Consider the following 14,080-nt stretch of genomic DNA (forward strand, 5'->3'; position numbering starts at 1 on the left):
TCAGCCGTGCGCGCCGGACGGGTCTCACCTCACCCCTGCTCCGCCCCCAGCGGTTCGAGCCGGGCGGGCACGTGCTTGTGCCACGGTGTGCCCGCCCACTCGTCGCGGTCCTCGGCGGCGGTGAGCTCGTTCGGGGCGACTCCCGTGCGCTCCCGCACGGTGAGCCCGAGGCCGTTGGGCAATGAGATGTGGCCCGACCGCATGGTCTCCGTGACGTCGACGGGCACTTCCGCGTTCCCCCGTCGGGTGGTGAGCCTGACCCGGTCGCCGGTCGTGACGCCCAGCCGGGTCGCGTCGGTGGTGCTGATGCGCAGCCGTCCGTCCGGGTCGCGCCGTCGCCAGCTGGGATCGCGCATGATCGTGTTGGCCGTGAAGGCTCGCCGTTCCCCCGCCGACAGCACGAACGGCCAGTCCGGGTCCTGGTGCGGGACAGGGCGGTCGCGCAACGCGGCCACGGCGGCGAGCAGTTCCGGCACATCCAGGTTGATCCGCTCACCGGGCAGGCGCCGCCACGACGCGTCGTCCTCGTCGTGGGTGATCTCCACGCCGTGCGAGCCGTGCACGATCGCGTCGAAAAGCCGCTCCCCCGCACCGAACCCGGTCCCGTAGCCAGCTTTCTCGACACCTGCCGGGTTCTTGCGGGCGCACTCGTGCGCGGCCATCCACAGCACAGCGGCCGCGGAGGCGTCGTGCGGCAGCGTCGGCCCCAGCGTGCGGTACAGCAGGACGGACGCGAACCGCCGTTTCACCGGGTCCGCCAGGACCGGGAGGAACGCCTGCGCGAACTCGGCGCGCCCCACCGCCGCGGCCGCCCGCAGCGGCGCGTAGTCCTGCTCGGTGAGCACACCGGCGGCCTCGACGAGCCGGGCGTGGATCTCCGGTTCGGGCAGCACGCCCTCCGGTGCGGGCACGACGGGGTGCCGCAGGTGGAAGACGTTGCGCGGGAAGTCGAAGTTGAAGAAGGTGGCCTCGAACTTCTCGAACTGCGTCGGCGCGGGCAGCACGTAGTCGGCCAGGCGCGCGGTCTCGGTCATCGCGACGTCGATCACCACCACGAGCTCCAGCGCGGCGAGCGCCTCGCGCATCCGGGCCGAGTCGGCCAGGGAGTGCGCGGGGTTGGCGCTCTCGACCACCATCGCCCGGTAGCGGGCCGGGTGGTCGGTCAGGATCTCCTCCGCGATCACGTTGCACGGGACGAGGCCGCTGATGATCCGCGCGCCCGCGACCGGGCTGCGCGGGCCCTCGTCGCCCGCGTACCCGCGGTCGCGGCCGATCGGCACCAGGCTGGAGGGCACGTACTGGGCGCCCCGTTTGCCGAAGTTGCCGGTGAGCAGCCAGACCAGCTTCTCGACGTAGCTCACCAGCGTGGAGTCGCGGTTCATCTGGACCCCGAGGTCCTCGAACACGGCGACGGACTCCGCCTCCGCGATCCGGGCGGCCACCGAGCGCACCAGCGCCTCGTCGACGTCGGCGACGGCGCAGTAGTCGGCGACGGGTACTCGCCCCAGGACGTCGGTGACGGCGTCGAGGCCGTCCGCGTGCTCGGCGAGCCAGTCCGCGGCGATCAGCCCCTCCTGCACGAGCACCGCGGCCAGCGCGGTCACCAGGTAGAGGTCGGTGCCGGGCCGGACCTGGAGGTGGAAGTCGGCCAGCTCCGCCGTCTCGGTCCGCACGGGGTCGATCACGACCATCGACCGGGCCGGGTCCTTGGCGATGTCCTTGAGCACCGAGCGGGCGCGCGGGAACCCGTGGGACTGGTAGGGGTTCTTGCCGATGAACAGCGCGACCTCGCAGTGCTCGAAGTCCGCGCGGACCATGGCGCCGGTCATGCGGGCGTTGACCCAGAACTCGCCGGTCTTCTCCTGGGCGAGCGCGGACGAGCGGTAGCGGCCGCCGAACGCGGCCATGCCCGCGGGCGAGTACGCGCCGCCGAGGTGGTTGCCCTGGCCACCGCCACCGTAGTAGAAGATCGTCTCCCCGCCGAAGGCGTCGCGGACCTCACCCAGCCGCCGGGCGATCCCGCTGATGGCGGTGTCCCAGTCGACCTCCTCGAACGTGCCGTCGGGCCGGCGCCGCAACGGGCGCGTGATCCGACCGGTGTTCCCGTTCTGGTGCAGGTCCAGGCGCAGCGCCTTGTTGCACGTGTAGCCGGCCGACGCGGGGTGGAGCTTGTCGCCGCGGATCTTGTCGAACGACCGGCCGTCCTCGCCGACCAGGATCTCGATCCCGCAGTTGCACTCGCAGAGGATGCAGGCGCTGGGCTTCCACATCAGGTCGGGCTCCTAGTCTCGTCGCTCCAGCAGGGACGTCATCTCGACCAGCACGTCGTCGAGCGGGCCCAGGTCGCGGTCGGCCCGGCAGAGGATGACCGCTCCCTCGATGGCGGACACGACCAACGTCGCCAGCCGGTGCGCGCGCGGTGCCGGGAAACCGCTGGCGCACAGGACGTCGGTGAGGCTCGCGTGCCATCGGGCGAAGATCTCGCGCACCACCTCGCCCGCGTCGGGGACGAGGTCGCGGCTGTCCGACGCCATGGCCGCGACGGGGCACCCCGCCCGGTAGTCGGTCTTGGTCAGCGCCCGCTTCCAGAAGAGCACCAGGCGGTCGAGCGTCTGCTGGACGTCGCCCTCCGACGCCGAGTCCTCGACCATCGCGGTGATGAAGTCCCCGGCCTGGCGGACCGCCCCCAGGACGATCTCGTTCCGGCCGCCGGGGAAGTGGTGGTAGACCGACCCCCGCGGCGCGCCGCTGTGGGCCAGCACCGCGTCGACCGTCACGCCGGCGGCGCCGCGTTCCCGCAGCAGCAGCACGGCGCTGTCCAGCATCCGCTGCTTGGTGCCCTGCCTGCCCTGGTCGGCCATCGCTCCCCGCTCCCTCGAATAAGGAGTATTGCAGAGTCCATAATCGGTGTCATGGGCCAGCGGTCGTCCTAGGGGTTGTGATCGACCCGGCGCCGCCCGTCAGTCCACCAGGGTGGCCAGTTCGGCCAGCAGTTCCGACGCGGTCACCGGGCTCAGCTCGGCGAAGGTGCGACCGGCCCCGACCAGGCCGACCTCGCGCAGGTGCTGGGGTCCGGACTCGTGCGGCATCCCGACCACGAGGCCGGGGTCCAGGGTGATCGCGATCGAGCCGCCACCGGGCAGGGAGCGGGTGATCCCGTTCTCGATCCCGGCGTCCATCGGCGTGCCGCGCTCCCACTCCCCCTTGGTCAGCCCCAACAGCCTGCCTGCGTCGACCCGGACGCCCCGGTACCCGTCCAGCACCCCCGACGACAGCTCGGCCTCGGTGAACCGGTGCACCGGCCGCCCCAGCTGCCGGAACGGTTGCAGGATCCCGTAGTCGGCGAACACCTCCGCCCACGGCGCCACGTCCTCGCCCAGGTGCACCGAGTGCGCCACCCCGACGACGGCGTCCTCCGGCAACGGGAAGGTGTCGTCGCGCACGTCCGCGAACGTGCCGTCCTCGGCCACCCGGAACGAGCGCCCGGCGCCGGTCACCCACACCAGCCGCCGGACCAGGTGCCGCAGCAGCGGGTGGGCGACCAGCAGCGCGCGGAACGCGGCGGCGGGCCACCGGCGTTCCAGCACCATCGACCGCTCCAGCCTGACCACCTGGTCGGCGGCGACCGCGCGGACGTCCTCCTTCAGCTGCCCGAACCGCTTGTGCTCCGCGACCGCCAGCTCGCCGTCGTCCTGCGCACCCGGCTTCGGCAGCGCCTTCAGCCGCGTGCCGGCCCCGTCCAGCACGAACGGCCGCAGCTGCTCGTCGAACCCGATGGTGAACCGCCGCGGGCCGTAGTCGACCGTCGTCGCCGCCGCGTCGTCCAGCCCGAGGTCGGGCACCAGCCGGTCGCCCAGCTCGTCGGCGGTCAGCCCCATCCCGGCCGCGACCTCCTCGACCTTCTCCCGAGCCCGGTACCGGATCCCGCCGAACGCCACCCGCTGCGCGATCCGGTTCAGCACCCCCAACGCCGTGTCGGTGCCGATCGCGGCCAGCACGTCCAACCCGACCACCGCACGCGCGTGCTGCGACTCCCCCGGCCACACGCGGATGAACGGCTCCAACGCGCGTGCCGTCCCGTCGTCGCCCAGCAGGCCGAGCGACGGCAGCACCCAGCCCTCCTCGGCGGGCATGCCGTTCTTCCGCCACAGCTCGAACAGCTCCCACGAGAACCGCGCCAGCGACGCCGCGTCGCACGCCTCCCGGACGGCCTCCACCCCGGCGTGCTCGACGTCCGGCGTGCTCAGCGCCAGCAGGACCAGCAGGTTGCGGACGGCGTCGGCGGGCAGCGCCTGCCTCGTCCCGCACAACCGGACCGGGGGCAGCACGACCGGGTCGAGCCAGTCGCCGAACCCTGGGGCCACCACCGGCGGCACGTCCGCGAGCACGGCTTCGACGGCCTTCTCCGCCTCGGGTCCGTACTCGCGCGCCGCGGCCACGGCCTCTTCCGGGATGACGCGCAGCGCCGCCTCCGCGGCCTGGCGCGCCCCACCCGGCTTGCCCACCGCGTCGGGCACCAGCAACCGGGCGGCGGGGCCCGCGTGCCGCCGCAGCCACGTCGGGGCGAACTCCTGGGCGGACTTGAGCTTCACCAGCCACTTCGCGACCAGCCGCGCCGCCTTCAGCGACACCACCGGCGCCACCAGGTCGCCCTTGCCCTCCCGCGACAGGGTCGCGATGGCCAGGGCGTTCGGGATGGCGTCGACCCCGAACCGGGCCAGGAGCCGCTTGCCGTCGTCGGCTCCGACGGAGATCGCGCCGACGTCCCACTCGGCCACCAGCGGGCGGAGCACGTCCACCGGGCCGTGGGCGAAGAGTGCGACCTGCCGGACGCCGTGGAGCCCACCCGCCAGGTACTCCTCGATGGTCGGAGCCCAGTCGACGGACTCGGCGTGGCCGCCGAGCCCGCCCTCGTACCTCTCCCGCTCGCCGGGTTCCCACTCCACCGCCGGGCGGTCCACCGCACGAAGGCCCTTCACCACCAACGGTTCCGCGGGCACGACCTCCGCCACCCACGGCGGGTCGACGAGCACGGCGGGCAGCGCGCCCGGGGGCGCCACGTCGAGGGCCGCGCGCGTCTGCTCGACCGACTCCCGCACGGCGTCGGGCAGGTCGTCGCGCTCGGCCAGTTCGGGATTACTCGTGAGGTGGCGTTCCAGCAACCTTCCGGCCACGGGGTCCTCGGCGGCGGCGAACCGGTGCAGCGCCGTCACGGGGTCGCGGCGGGCCAGGTCGACCACGGTGGGCAGCACCCGCCTGACCTCCAGGCGGGCCAGCAGCGCGTCGAACGTCGCGGGAGTCGGGAACGCGGCCATCGCCTCCAGGACCACGTCCCGCACGTCGCCGTCCGACTCCCGACCGGTGTCCAGGAGCACCGCGAGGGCGGGCACGGCGTCCGGGCCGACGCCGTCGACCACCGTGAACAGGCCGTCCCGCCCGTGCCGGGGGTACCGCCGCAGAACCCGGTCCACTTGGGCCACTGTGCCGACCGAGTAGGCCAGCACCGCGGACGCGCGCACGCGCTCGGGGACCTCGGTCCGCTCGACCTCGCCGAGCGCCTCGTCGACCCAGTCCCGCCGGGTCGGGAAGAGGTACGACGCCAGCACCATCGCGCCGAGACCGGTGCGCTGGGATCCCACGGCCTCCACGGCGTCCTCGTGCTCCGCGTCGGAGGCCTCCGCGAGCAAGGCCCGCAACCGCCGCGCGGTCCGCAGGCCGACCTCGCCCGGCTCCGGCACCCGTCGCAGGCAGGACGACCACAGGGTCCGGTGCACCTCGACGCCGGGCATCTCCACGACGGCACGCGCGGCCAACGGCAGCCCGTGCCGCACCACCATCGCGTCGGCCGCCCACGCCTCGGACCCCAGCAGCACCGCCACCACCGCCGCGCCCACCGGCGACGCCTCGCCCGCCAGGTGCGCGCGAGCCGCGGAGACCAGCTCGGGATCGCTCGACGGCTCGTCCAGCACCGCCTCCACCCTGGGCAGGTCCGCGGCCAGCACCGCCCGTGCCTTCTCCACCGCGCCGACGTCGACCACGGCACCACCCTGAACCCCGCCGCCGCGCCGCACGTGGACGTGCGGCCACCACTCGACGGGAACGCCGAACGCAGACGTGCTCACATCGCCCCTTCACCGGTCGACGACTTCTCAGGACCACCACACCGGACCGCCGAGGCGAAGGTCCACAAAGGACGGAAAGCTCCAGTCCCCCGCCACGGCCGGGCCGGTGCCGCAGACCTTATTGGGGTGGTCCGACAATTCCGACCGGCGGCGCACAGCCGCCCTGGTCACCCGCGCAAGACCGGATCGGCACGGCGGAGGCGTCAGGTGTCGCGCGTGTGCAGCCCGGCCAGTGCCGCGTCGAGGATCGGCTGCCGGTACTCCGGGGTGCCGGGGATCTTCGCGATGGCCATCACGAGGTCGAGGACCTGATCGAGGTCGAGGTCGCCCGCGATCTGCCGCGCGTCCTGGGCGGCGGCCAGCAGCGGCCTGCCCGCGGTGAGCATCCGGCCGCGGGTCTGGAAGACGGGATCGGACGTGTCGGTGTGCTCGAGCAGCCCGAGCACCACCGGCCGCTTGGTGGCGACGTACTGGAAGAACCGGCGCAGCCAGGCCGTGAGCCGGTCCGCCGGGCTGTCGCCCTCGACCGTCGCGGCGGCGGCGCAGACCTCGTCGACCTCGTCGACGAGCAGCGCCTCCAGCAGCTCGTGGCGGGTCGCGAAGTTGCGGTACAGGGTAGCCGAGCCGACCCCGGACCTCCGGGCGATCTCGGCCATCGACGTCTCGGCCCCGGTGGCGGCGAAGGCGGTGCGCGCGGCGTCGAGGATCCGTTGGCGGTTGCGGGTCGCGTCGGCTCTTCGAGCGGGCGGGTGGTCGGTCATTCGAACGTCCCTTGCATAAGTGGGGAGGGTCCCCACATAATGTGAACACCCTCTCCGTTTCCCTCGGGGACTCTACCGAACCCGTTCGAGGACCAGCCATGAGCACAGCGAACAACCCCGCGGCGACGGCGACGACCGGCCCGCCACACCCCGTCCGCCGCAGGCTGGTGCTGGCGATCTGCTGCCTCAGCGTGGGCGTGACCGGCATCAACCTCACCATCGTCAACGTCGCGCTCCCGTCGATCGGCAGGGACCTGCACGCCTCGGTCAGCGCCCTCCAGTGGACGGTCGACGCCTACTCCCTGGTCATGGCCTGCCTGCTCATGCTGTCCGGCTCGATGGCCGACCGCTTCGGCCGCAAGCGGATCTTCCAGCTCGGCCTGTCGCTGTTCTCCCTCGGCTCGCTCCTGTGCGGCCTGGCACCGGGCGCCGGGTGGCTGATCGCCTTCTGCGGCCTGCAGGGGGTGGGCGGCTCGATGCTCAACCCGGTCGCGATGTCGATCATCGTCAGCGTGTTCACCGACGGCCGGGAACGGGCGCGGGCGATCGGCGTGTGGGGATCGGTGATCGGGGTGACCATCGCGGCCGGGCCCGTGCTCGGCGGCCTGCTGGTCGGCGGAGTCGGCTGGCGATCGGTGTTCTGGGTGAACGTCCCGATCGGGATCGCCGTCCTCCTGCTCACCCGCCGGTTCGTGCCCGAGTCCAAGGCCGCCCGCGCCCGCGCGTTCGACCCGGCAGGCCAGGCGCTGATCGTCGTCCTGTTCGCGTCGATCGTCGCCGCGACGATCGAGGGCCCCCACCGCGGGTGGACGAACCCGTGGATCCTCGGGCTGGTGGTGCTCGCCGTCCTGGCCCTCCTCGGGATCCTCACCGTCGAGCCCCGGCGGTCCGAGCCGCTGGTCGACCTGCGGTTCTTCCGCAGCCCCCCGTTCTCCGGCGCGAACGCGATCGCCGTGGTGATGTCGGCCTGCCTCGGCGGGTTCCTGTTCCTCAACACCCTCTACCTCCAGGACGTCCGACACCTCAGCCCGCTGCACGCCGGGCTGATGATCATCCCGATGGCCGCGGGGCAGGCGGTCGCCGCGACCCTCTCGGGGCGGCTCCTCGCCTCACGGGGCCCCCGCCTCCCCCTCACGCTGGGCGGCGCGCTGCTCGCCGTCGGCGCCTTCCTGCTCGTCCCCCTGGCCGCGTCCACCGGGACCGTCCACCTGCTGGCCGCCTACGCCGTCTTCGGCCTCGGCGCGGGCATGACCAGCCCACCGGTCACCAACACCGCCGTCTCCGGCATGCCGTCCGACCAGGTCGGCGTCGCGGGCGCCCTCGTGGCCAGCGCCCGCCAGTTCGGCGCCTCCATCGGCGTCGCCGTCACCGGCTCGATCGTGGCGGGCACCGGCACCGGTTTCGTCGACGCCGGCCATACCGCCTGGGCCGTCCTGGGGGGCTGCGGACTCGTCGCACTCGCGCTCGGCGTCGTGTCCACCAGCGGCTGGGCCAAAGCCGCCGCCGCGCGCAACGGCCTGCGGCTCGCCGGCGCCCCGATCCCCCGACCACGCGACGACCGCGCGGACCTCGCCGAGGCGAGGACCGAGTAACGCGGTGCCGCCCGCGACCAATAATCCCAGTGCGCTTGGATTCGATCTTGAGCGATGGAGGCTCCCGATGACCGCACCCGACCTGCAGACCGCCCGGCGCTGCCCGTACGCGCCCCCGGACGAGCACACCCGCATCCGGGACACCGGTTCCGGGATCTCCAGGGTGACCCTGCCCAGCGGCCAGGTCGCCTGGGCGGTGGGCAGGCTCGAGCACGTCCGGGCCGTGCTCACCGACCCGCGCTTCAGCTCCGACCGCCGCAACCCCGGCTTCCCCCGGTTCACCCGCGACCGGCCCGCCTACGACATCATGCGCCGCACGATGATCCAGCTGGACCAGCCCGAGCACGGTCCGGCGCGCAAGGCCGTGGTCGGCGAGTTCACCGTGCGCCGCATGGCGGGCCTGCGCCCGCGCATCCAGAAGATCGTCGACGAGCGCGTCGACGCGCTGCTGGCCGGGCCGCGCCCCGTCGACCTCGTGCAGGCCCTGTCCCTGCCGGTGCCGTCACTGGTCATCTGCGAACAGCTCGGCGTGCCCTACCACGACCACGACTTCTTCCAGGCGCGCAGCTCGACCCTGCTGAGCCGCGCCCTCACCGCCGAGGGCAGGAGGCAGTCGCTCACGGAGCTGCGCGACTACCTCAAGGACCTGGTCGCCAAGAAGGCCGCCGAACCGACCGACGACCTGCTGGGCCGCCAGCTCGCCCAGGGCGGCGACCCCGACGACGTCGTGTCGCTGGCGTTCCTGCTGCTGGTCGCCGGGCACGAGACCACCGCCAACATGATCTCGCTCGGGGTGGTGACGCTGCTGGAGCGCCCCGAGGAGCTGGCGGCGCTGCGCGAGGACCCGACGCGCACCCCGCTCGCGGTCGAGGAGCTGCTGCGGGTCTACACCATCGCCGAGTTCGCCAACGCCCGCGTGGCCGTCGAGGACGTCGAGATCGGCGACGTGACCATCCGGGCGGGCGACCCCGTCCTCGCGTTGAGCAACGCCGCCAACCACGACCCCTCGGCCTTCGACGAGGCGGACGAGATCAAGCTCGACCGGGGCGCCCGCAACCACCTCGCCTTCGGTTTCGGCATCCACCAGTGCCTCGGCCAGAACCTGGCCCGGATGGAGCTGCAGATCGTCTTCGACACGCTCTTCCGCCGGGTTCCGACGCTCCGGCTGGCCACTCCCGCCGACGCGCTGCCCTACAAGGACGACGCCCTCGTCTACGGCATCCACGAGGTGCCCGTGACGTGGGACGAGCCCGCGTGAGCGGGACCGCGGCCCGTCAGCCCCCGAGCACCCCACCGCCGTCCTGCCTGGCCAGCACGAAGTCGACGTCCTTGTCGCCGCGCCCCGACAGGTTGACCAGGATGCGCTCGGTGGGCGGCCTGCCCGCCGCCAGGCGGATCGCGAACGCGAGCGCGTGCGAGCTCTCGAGCGCCGGGACGATGCCCTCCGACCGCGCGACGCGGACGAACGTGGCGACCGCCTCCTCGTCGGACGCGGTGTCGACGGACAACCGGCCGGTCGCGCGCAGCATGGCGATCTCGGGGCCGACACCGGGGTAGGCGAGTCCCGAGGCGACCGACAGCACCGTCGAGGGTCCGCCGCCGTCGTCCTGGAGGACGACCGACCGGGCGCCGTGCAGGGTTCCCGGACGTCCGAAGGTCAGGGTGGCCGCGTGCTGACCGGGTCGGGCGCTCCTGCCGAGGGGTTCGACCGCGTGCAGGGCGACCTCGGGGTCGTCCAGGAAACCGGAGTACACCCCGAGCGCGTTGGAGCCACCGGCGACGCAGGCGACGACGTGGTCGGGCAGCGTTCCGCCGGTGATCGACAGGAACTGGGCGCGGGCCTCCTGCCCGACGACCGACTGGAAGTCCCGGACGATCATCGGGAACGGGTGCGGTCCGATGGCCGAGCCGATCGCGTAGAGGGCGTGGCCGTGCTGCTCGCTGTAGGCGTGCAACGCGGAGTCGCTGGCCTCCTTCAACGTCGCCTGGCCGGAGGCCACCGGGACGACCCGCGCGCCCAGCAGGCGCATGAGGCCGACGTTCGCGTCGACCTTGTCGACGTCGACCGCGCCCATGTGCACCTCGCAGTCGAGCCCGAACCGGGCGGCGGCACTGGCGAGTGCGACGCCGTGCTGTCCCGCGCCCGTCTCGGCGATCAGCTTCCGCTTGCCCATCCTCCTGGCCAGGAGCGCGAACCCGACACAGTGGTTGATCTTGTGCGCACCGGTGTGGTTGAGGTCCTCGCGCTTGACGTAGAGCCCGGCGCCACCGATCTCGTCCGAGATGTTCTCCAGGTGGTGCACCGGCGTCGGTCTGCCCTGCAGTCCGGTTCGGACGGTGTCCAGCTCGCGCCGGAAGTCCGGCGACGACCGGATCTCCTCGTACGCACCGGCGAGCTCGTCGAGCACCGGTCCCAGGTGCGGAGGCCAGTGGTTGCCGCCGAAGTCCCCGTAGTAGCCGTCGGCATCGGGGAAACGGTCGGCGTGGGTGCTTCCGCTGTGCGGCATCGTGACCACCTTTCAGGCAGTCGACGGTAAGCCCGGCCGAACCCCGGAATCTTGAACAGGATGTGCGCGCCGCCACGCCCTAGGTGCGGTGCACGCCCCGCGACAGCGCTCCCGGCGGCACGCCGAACACCTTCTTGAACTCGCGGGTGAGGTGCGGCTGGTCGCTGAAGTTCACCATCTGCGCGACGTCGTTCAGCCCGAACCCGGCGCAGATGAGCTCACGCGCCCTGGCGACGCGGACCTGGCGGACGTAGGTCTGCGGGGGAATGCCGACCGTCCTGCGGAAGGAGCGCACGAGGTGGCTCGGGTTGACCCCGATCTCGCGCGCCAGGTCGTCGGTGCGGGTCGAGGCCAGGTCGTCCCGCCTCACCAGCCCGCACACCGTGCGCGCGATCGACAGCGGGGTCGACGTCGGGGACTCCACCGTGAACGCGCAGTCCCGCAGCACCCGCCGCAGGGACTCCTCGACCGACGTGTCGTCGACGACCGGCGCCGACAGCGCGTCGACCAGCCCACGGGTCGCCCGGCTCCGCGTCACCACGTCGGTGCGCACGGTCCGGACCTCGTCCGGCCCGATCGTCCCGGTGCAGCTGTCGAGGAACGCCTCCGACGGGTAGAGGACGTCGTACCGCGCGGGACTGCCCGCGCTCCGGCCCGCGTGCACCTCGAACGGGTTGAAGAAGAACACGTCGCCCGCGTGGACGGTCCCGCTCCAACGACTCGACCGGATGTGCGCGCTCCCGCCCGTGACGACCACGACCGAGTACGTGCCGTGCAGGTGCGGGTCGAAGTCCACCGCCGCGGCCCGCGCGCGGAGCAGGTCCGCGTGCTGGAGCGCGAACGTCATCGAGTCGACCCGTGTCACGACGACGAGTCTCCACCGGACGTCCGAACGCCGCCGCCCGCGTCGCGCGGGCCCGCCCCGCGCATCAGACCGCCGAGTCCGTCAGGACCGCGCCCATCACCAGGTCGAAGAGCCGCTTGGCCCGCGCCTCCTGCCCCGGTTGGTCGCCCAGCCAGGCGAACGCCGACACCAGCGAGAAGAGGTCCGCGCCGTCGACGTCGGTCCGCGCCACGCCCGCGGCCTGGGCCCGGACGAGGAGCTGGGCGCCTGCCGCGCGCAGGGCGACGCAGGAGGCGTGGAGGGCGGACTCGGGCTCCTCGATGGCCTTCACCATCGACGTCACCACCCCGTGGTAGTCCGTGGTCAACCCGACGAACTCGCGCATCCAGCCCATCAGCGCCTCTTGCGGTGAGCGGGTGGCCTCGACCTCGGCGGCTCGCGCCGTCAGCTCGTCGAAGCCCGTGCGCAGCAGTGCCTCCAGCAGCGCCTCCCTGGTCGGGAAGTGCCGCAGCAGCGTCGCCAGCCCGACCTCGGCCTTGCGGGCGATGTCGCGCATCGACGCGTCGACGCCCTGCTCGGCGAGGACGGCGCCGGCCACGACGAGCAGGCGGTCGCGATTGGCCTGGGCGTCCGCCCTCATGTGCCACCCCTTGACTAACCGGATCACTGAACCATATATTCGGATCAGTGGTCCGGAAAAACGGATCCCTGGTTCACTTAGTCTAGCCCGCGAGAGACGCAGGAGAGCGCTGTGCCCACACAGACCATGAAGGCGATCCGGCTGCACGAGTTCGGCGGCCCCGAGGTGCTGCGGTACGAGCAGGTGCCGGTGCCCGAGGCGGGGCCGGGCGAGGTGCTCATCCGCGTGCACGCGGTCGGCCTGAACCCGCCCGACTGGTACGCCCGCGAAGGCATGCCCGGCGTGCCCGCCGAGCTGAAGCCCCCGATCCACCTGCCCCTGATCCCCGGTACCGACGTCTCGGGCGTCGTGGCGGCCGTCGGCGCCGACGTCGACGCCTTCGCGGTCGGCGACGAGGTGCTCGGCATGCTGCGCTTCCCCACCGCCCTGCAGAGCGACGCCTACGCCGAGTACGCCACCGCGCCCGCCTCCGACCTCGCCCGCAAGCCGGCCTCCGTCGACCACGTGCAGGCCGCGGGCCTGGCCATGTCGGGGTTGACCGCGTGGCAGTTCCTGGTCGAGCTCGGCCACGACCACCCCTCGCCGTTCCAGCGGGCCCGACACCGCCCGATGGCCCTCGACAGCGGGAAGACCGTGCTCGTCAACGGCGCGGCGGGCGGTGTGGGGCACCTCGCCCTCCAACTGGCCAAGTGGCGCGGCGCCCGCGTCATCGCCGTGGCCTCCGGCTCCCACGAGGCGTTCCTGCGCGAGCTCGGCGCCGACGAGTTCATCGACTACACCAAGGACCGCCCCGAGGACACCGTCCGCGACGTCGACCTCGTCATGGACAACGTCGGAGGCCCCCGCAGCAGGCGGTTCCTGCGCACCCTCAAGCGCGGCGGCGCCCTCTACCCCGTGTACTTCGGCGAGTTCGACGAGGACGAGAACACCAGGCTCGGCGTCACGGTCACCGCGACCCAGGTCCGCGCGAACGGCGCACAGCTCACCGAGCTGGCCCGCCTGATCGAGGACGGCACGATCCGCGTGGCGATCGACAGCACCTTCCCGCTCGAGGACGCCCAGTCGGCGCACAAGCGGGCCGCCGACGGACACCTGCGGGGCAAGATCGTCCTGACCGTCGCATGAGCCCGCACGCCGCCCCCGGCTGGGGAAGCAGCCACCTCACCACGATCGGTCCGGGGCCGGTCGCCCTCGCCCCGGCGGAGCAGCTGGCCATCCACCAGGTGCTGGTCCGCTACGCCTTCGCCCTGGACCAGCAGGACCTGGCGGAGCTGGAGTCCGTCCTGACCGAGGACGCCACGTGGGCGTTCACCATCGCCGGCCAGAGCGACCTCGGACCGGTCACCGGACGCGCGGCGATCCTCCGGTTCGTCCGCGAGGCGATCGACGCGGAGACCGACCAGCGGCGGCACAACCTGGTCAACGTCGTCCTCCGCGGCGCCGACGCCGGTACGGCGGTCGCGCACGCCTACCTCATGCTCACGTCGAACGCGGGCGGGGGCTCGGGCGTGATCGCGACCGGCTTCTACACCTTCCGGCTCGAACGGGCCGGGGGCGGGTGGCGGATCGCCGAGCTGTTCCTCGGCACCGACAACGCCTGGTAGCGCGTCGCCG

General features: G+C 72.9%; 11 protein-coding genes. 4 read left to right on the plus strand and 7 right to left on the minus strand.

The window, feature by feature from the left end; translation table 11 throughout:
* Positions 1-29: 29 nt before the first annotated feature.
* The 4 genes from CLV43_RS18520 to CLV43_RS18535 form a co-directional block, all read right to left on the minus strand.
* A complete protein-coding gene (locus CLV43_RS18520; RefSeq protein ID WP_106188464.1) occupies positions 30-2,270 on the minus strand; it encodes a molybdopterin-dependent oxidoreductase in 2,241 nt (746 codons plus the stop codon).
* 12 nt (positions 2,271-2,282) lie between these two features.
* Positions 2,283-2,861, minus strand: coding sequence for a TetR/AcrR family transcriptional regulator (locus CLV43_RS18525; RefSeq protein WP_211304406.1), 579 nt, complete (start codon positions 2,859-2,861; stop codon positions 2,283-2,285).
* 99 nt (positions 2,862-2,960) lie between these two features.
* The gene (locus tag CLV43_RS18530) at positions 2,961-6,122 is read right to left on the minus strand and encodes a DUF4132 domain-containing protein (protein WP_106188465.1); all 3,162 of its coding nucleotides are present in this window, start codon (positions 6,120-6,122) and stop codon (positions 2,961-2,963) included.
* A gap of 203 nt (positions 6,123-6,325) precedes the next feature.
* Positions 6,326-6,883, minus strand: coding sequence for a TetR/AcrR family transcriptional regulator (locus tag CLV43_RS18535; RefSeq protein ID WP_106188466.1), 558 nt, complete (start codon positions 6,881-6,883; stop codon positions 6,326-6,328).
* 98 nt (positions 6,884-6,981) lie between these two features.
* Between CLV43_RS18535 and CLV43_RS18540 the strand changes: the two genes are divergently transcribed.
* Both CLV43_RS18540 and CLV43_RS18545 read left to right on the plus strand, forming a co-directional pair.
* Complete coding sequence (locus tag CLV43_RS18540) at positions 6,982-8,475, plus strand: MFS transporter (protein ID WP_106188467.1); 1,494 nt, start codon at positions 6,982-6,984, stop codon at positions 8,473-8,475.
* A 67-nt stretch (positions 8,476-8,542) separates the two neighbouring features.
* Positions 8,543-9,733, plus strand: coding sequence for a cytochrome P450 (locus CLV43_RS18545; protein ID WP_106188468.1), 1,191 nt, complete (start codon positions 8,543-8,545; stop codon positions 9,731-9,733).
* A gap of 16 nt (positions 9,734-9,749) precedes the next feature.
* Here CLV43_RS18545 and trpB read toward each other — a convergent pair whose 3' ends face one another.
* The 3 genes from trpB to CLV43_RS18560 form a co-directional block, all read right to left on the minus strand.
* The gene (gene trpB, locus CLV43_RS18550) at positions 9,750-10,982 is read right to left on the minus strand and encodes a tryptophan synthase subunit beta (RefSeq protein ID WP_106188804.1); all 1,233 of its coding nucleotides are present in this window, start codon (positions 10,980-10,982) and stop codon (positions 9,750-9,752) included.
* A gap of 79 nt (positions 10,983-11,061) precedes the next feature.
* On the minus strand, positions 11,062-11,847 hold the full coding sequence (locus CLV43_RS18555; RefSeq protein WP_211304407.1) for a helix-turn-helix transcriptional regulator: 786 nt from the start codon (positions 11,845-11,847) through the stop codon (positions 11,062-11,064).
* Positions 11,848-11,911: 64 nt separating this feature from the next.
* Positions 11,912-12,466, minus strand: coding sequence for a TetR/AcrR family transcriptional regulator (locus tag CLV43_RS18560; RefSeq protein WP_106188469.1), 555 nt, complete (start codon positions 12,464-12,466; stop codon positions 11,912-11,914).
* A gap of 111 nt (positions 12,467-12,577) precedes the next feature.
* Here CLV43_RS18560 and CLV43_RS18565 point away from each other — a divergent pair, with 111 nt between their 5' ends.
* On the plus strand, positions 12,578-13,591 hold the full coding sequence (locus CLV43_RS18565; RefSeq protein WP_245886653.1) for an NADP-dependent oxidoreductase: 1,014 nt from the start codon (positions 12,578-12,580) through the stop codon (positions 13,589-13,591).
* A complete protein-coding gene (locus tag CLV43_RS18570; RefSeq protein ID WP_106188471.1) occupies positions 13,588-14,070 on the plus strand; it encodes a nuclear transport factor 2 family protein in 483 nt (160 codons plus the stop codon). The genes CLV43_RS18565 and CLV43_RS18570 overlap by 4 nt, the downstream gene beginning before the upstream one ends.
* Positions 14,071-14,080: the final 10 nt, after the last annotated feature.

The sequence above is a fragment of the Umezawaea tangerina genome (genome assembly GCF_003002815.1).
Classification (GTDB): Bacteria; Actinomycetota; Actinomycetes; order Mycobacteriales; family Pseudonocardiaceae; genus Umezawaea; species Umezawaea tangerina.

Excerpts from the sequence above, each read along its gene's own strand:
- CLV43_RS18520 (WP_106188464.1), bottom strand. The coding sequence starts at position 2,270 with ATGTGGAAGCCCAGCGCCTGCATCCTCTGCGAGTGCAACTGCGGGATC.
- CLV43_RS18525 (WP_211304406.1), bottom strand. The coding sequence starts at position 2,861 with ATGGCCGACCAGGGCAGGCAGGGCACCAAGCAGCGGATGCTGGACAGC.
- CLV43_RS18535 (WP_106188466.1), bottom strand. The coding sequence starts at position 6,883 with ATGACCGACCACCCGCCCGCTCGAAGAGCCGACGCGACCCGCAACCGC.
- CLV43_RS18540 (WP_106188467.1), top strand. The coding sequence starts at position 6,982 with ATGAGCACAGCGAACAACCCCGCGGCGACGGCGACGACCGGCCCGCCA.
- CLV43_RS18545 (WP_106188468.1), top strand. The coding sequence starts at position 8,543 with ATGACCGCACCCGACCTGCAGACCGCCCGGCGCTGCCCGTACGCGCCC.
- trpB (WP_106188804.1), bottom strand. The coding sequence starts at position 10,982 with ATGCCGCACAGCGGAAGCACCCACGCCGACCGTTTCCCCGATGCCGAC.
- CLV43_RS18560 (WP_106188469.1), bottom strand. The coding sequence starts at position 12,466 with ATGAGGGCGGACGCCCAGGCCAATCGCGACCGCCTGCTCGTCGTGGCC.
- CLV43_RS18570 (WP_106188471.1), top strand. The coding sequence starts at position 13,588 with ATGAGCCCGCACGCCGCCCCCGGCTGGGGAAGCAGCCACCTCACCACG.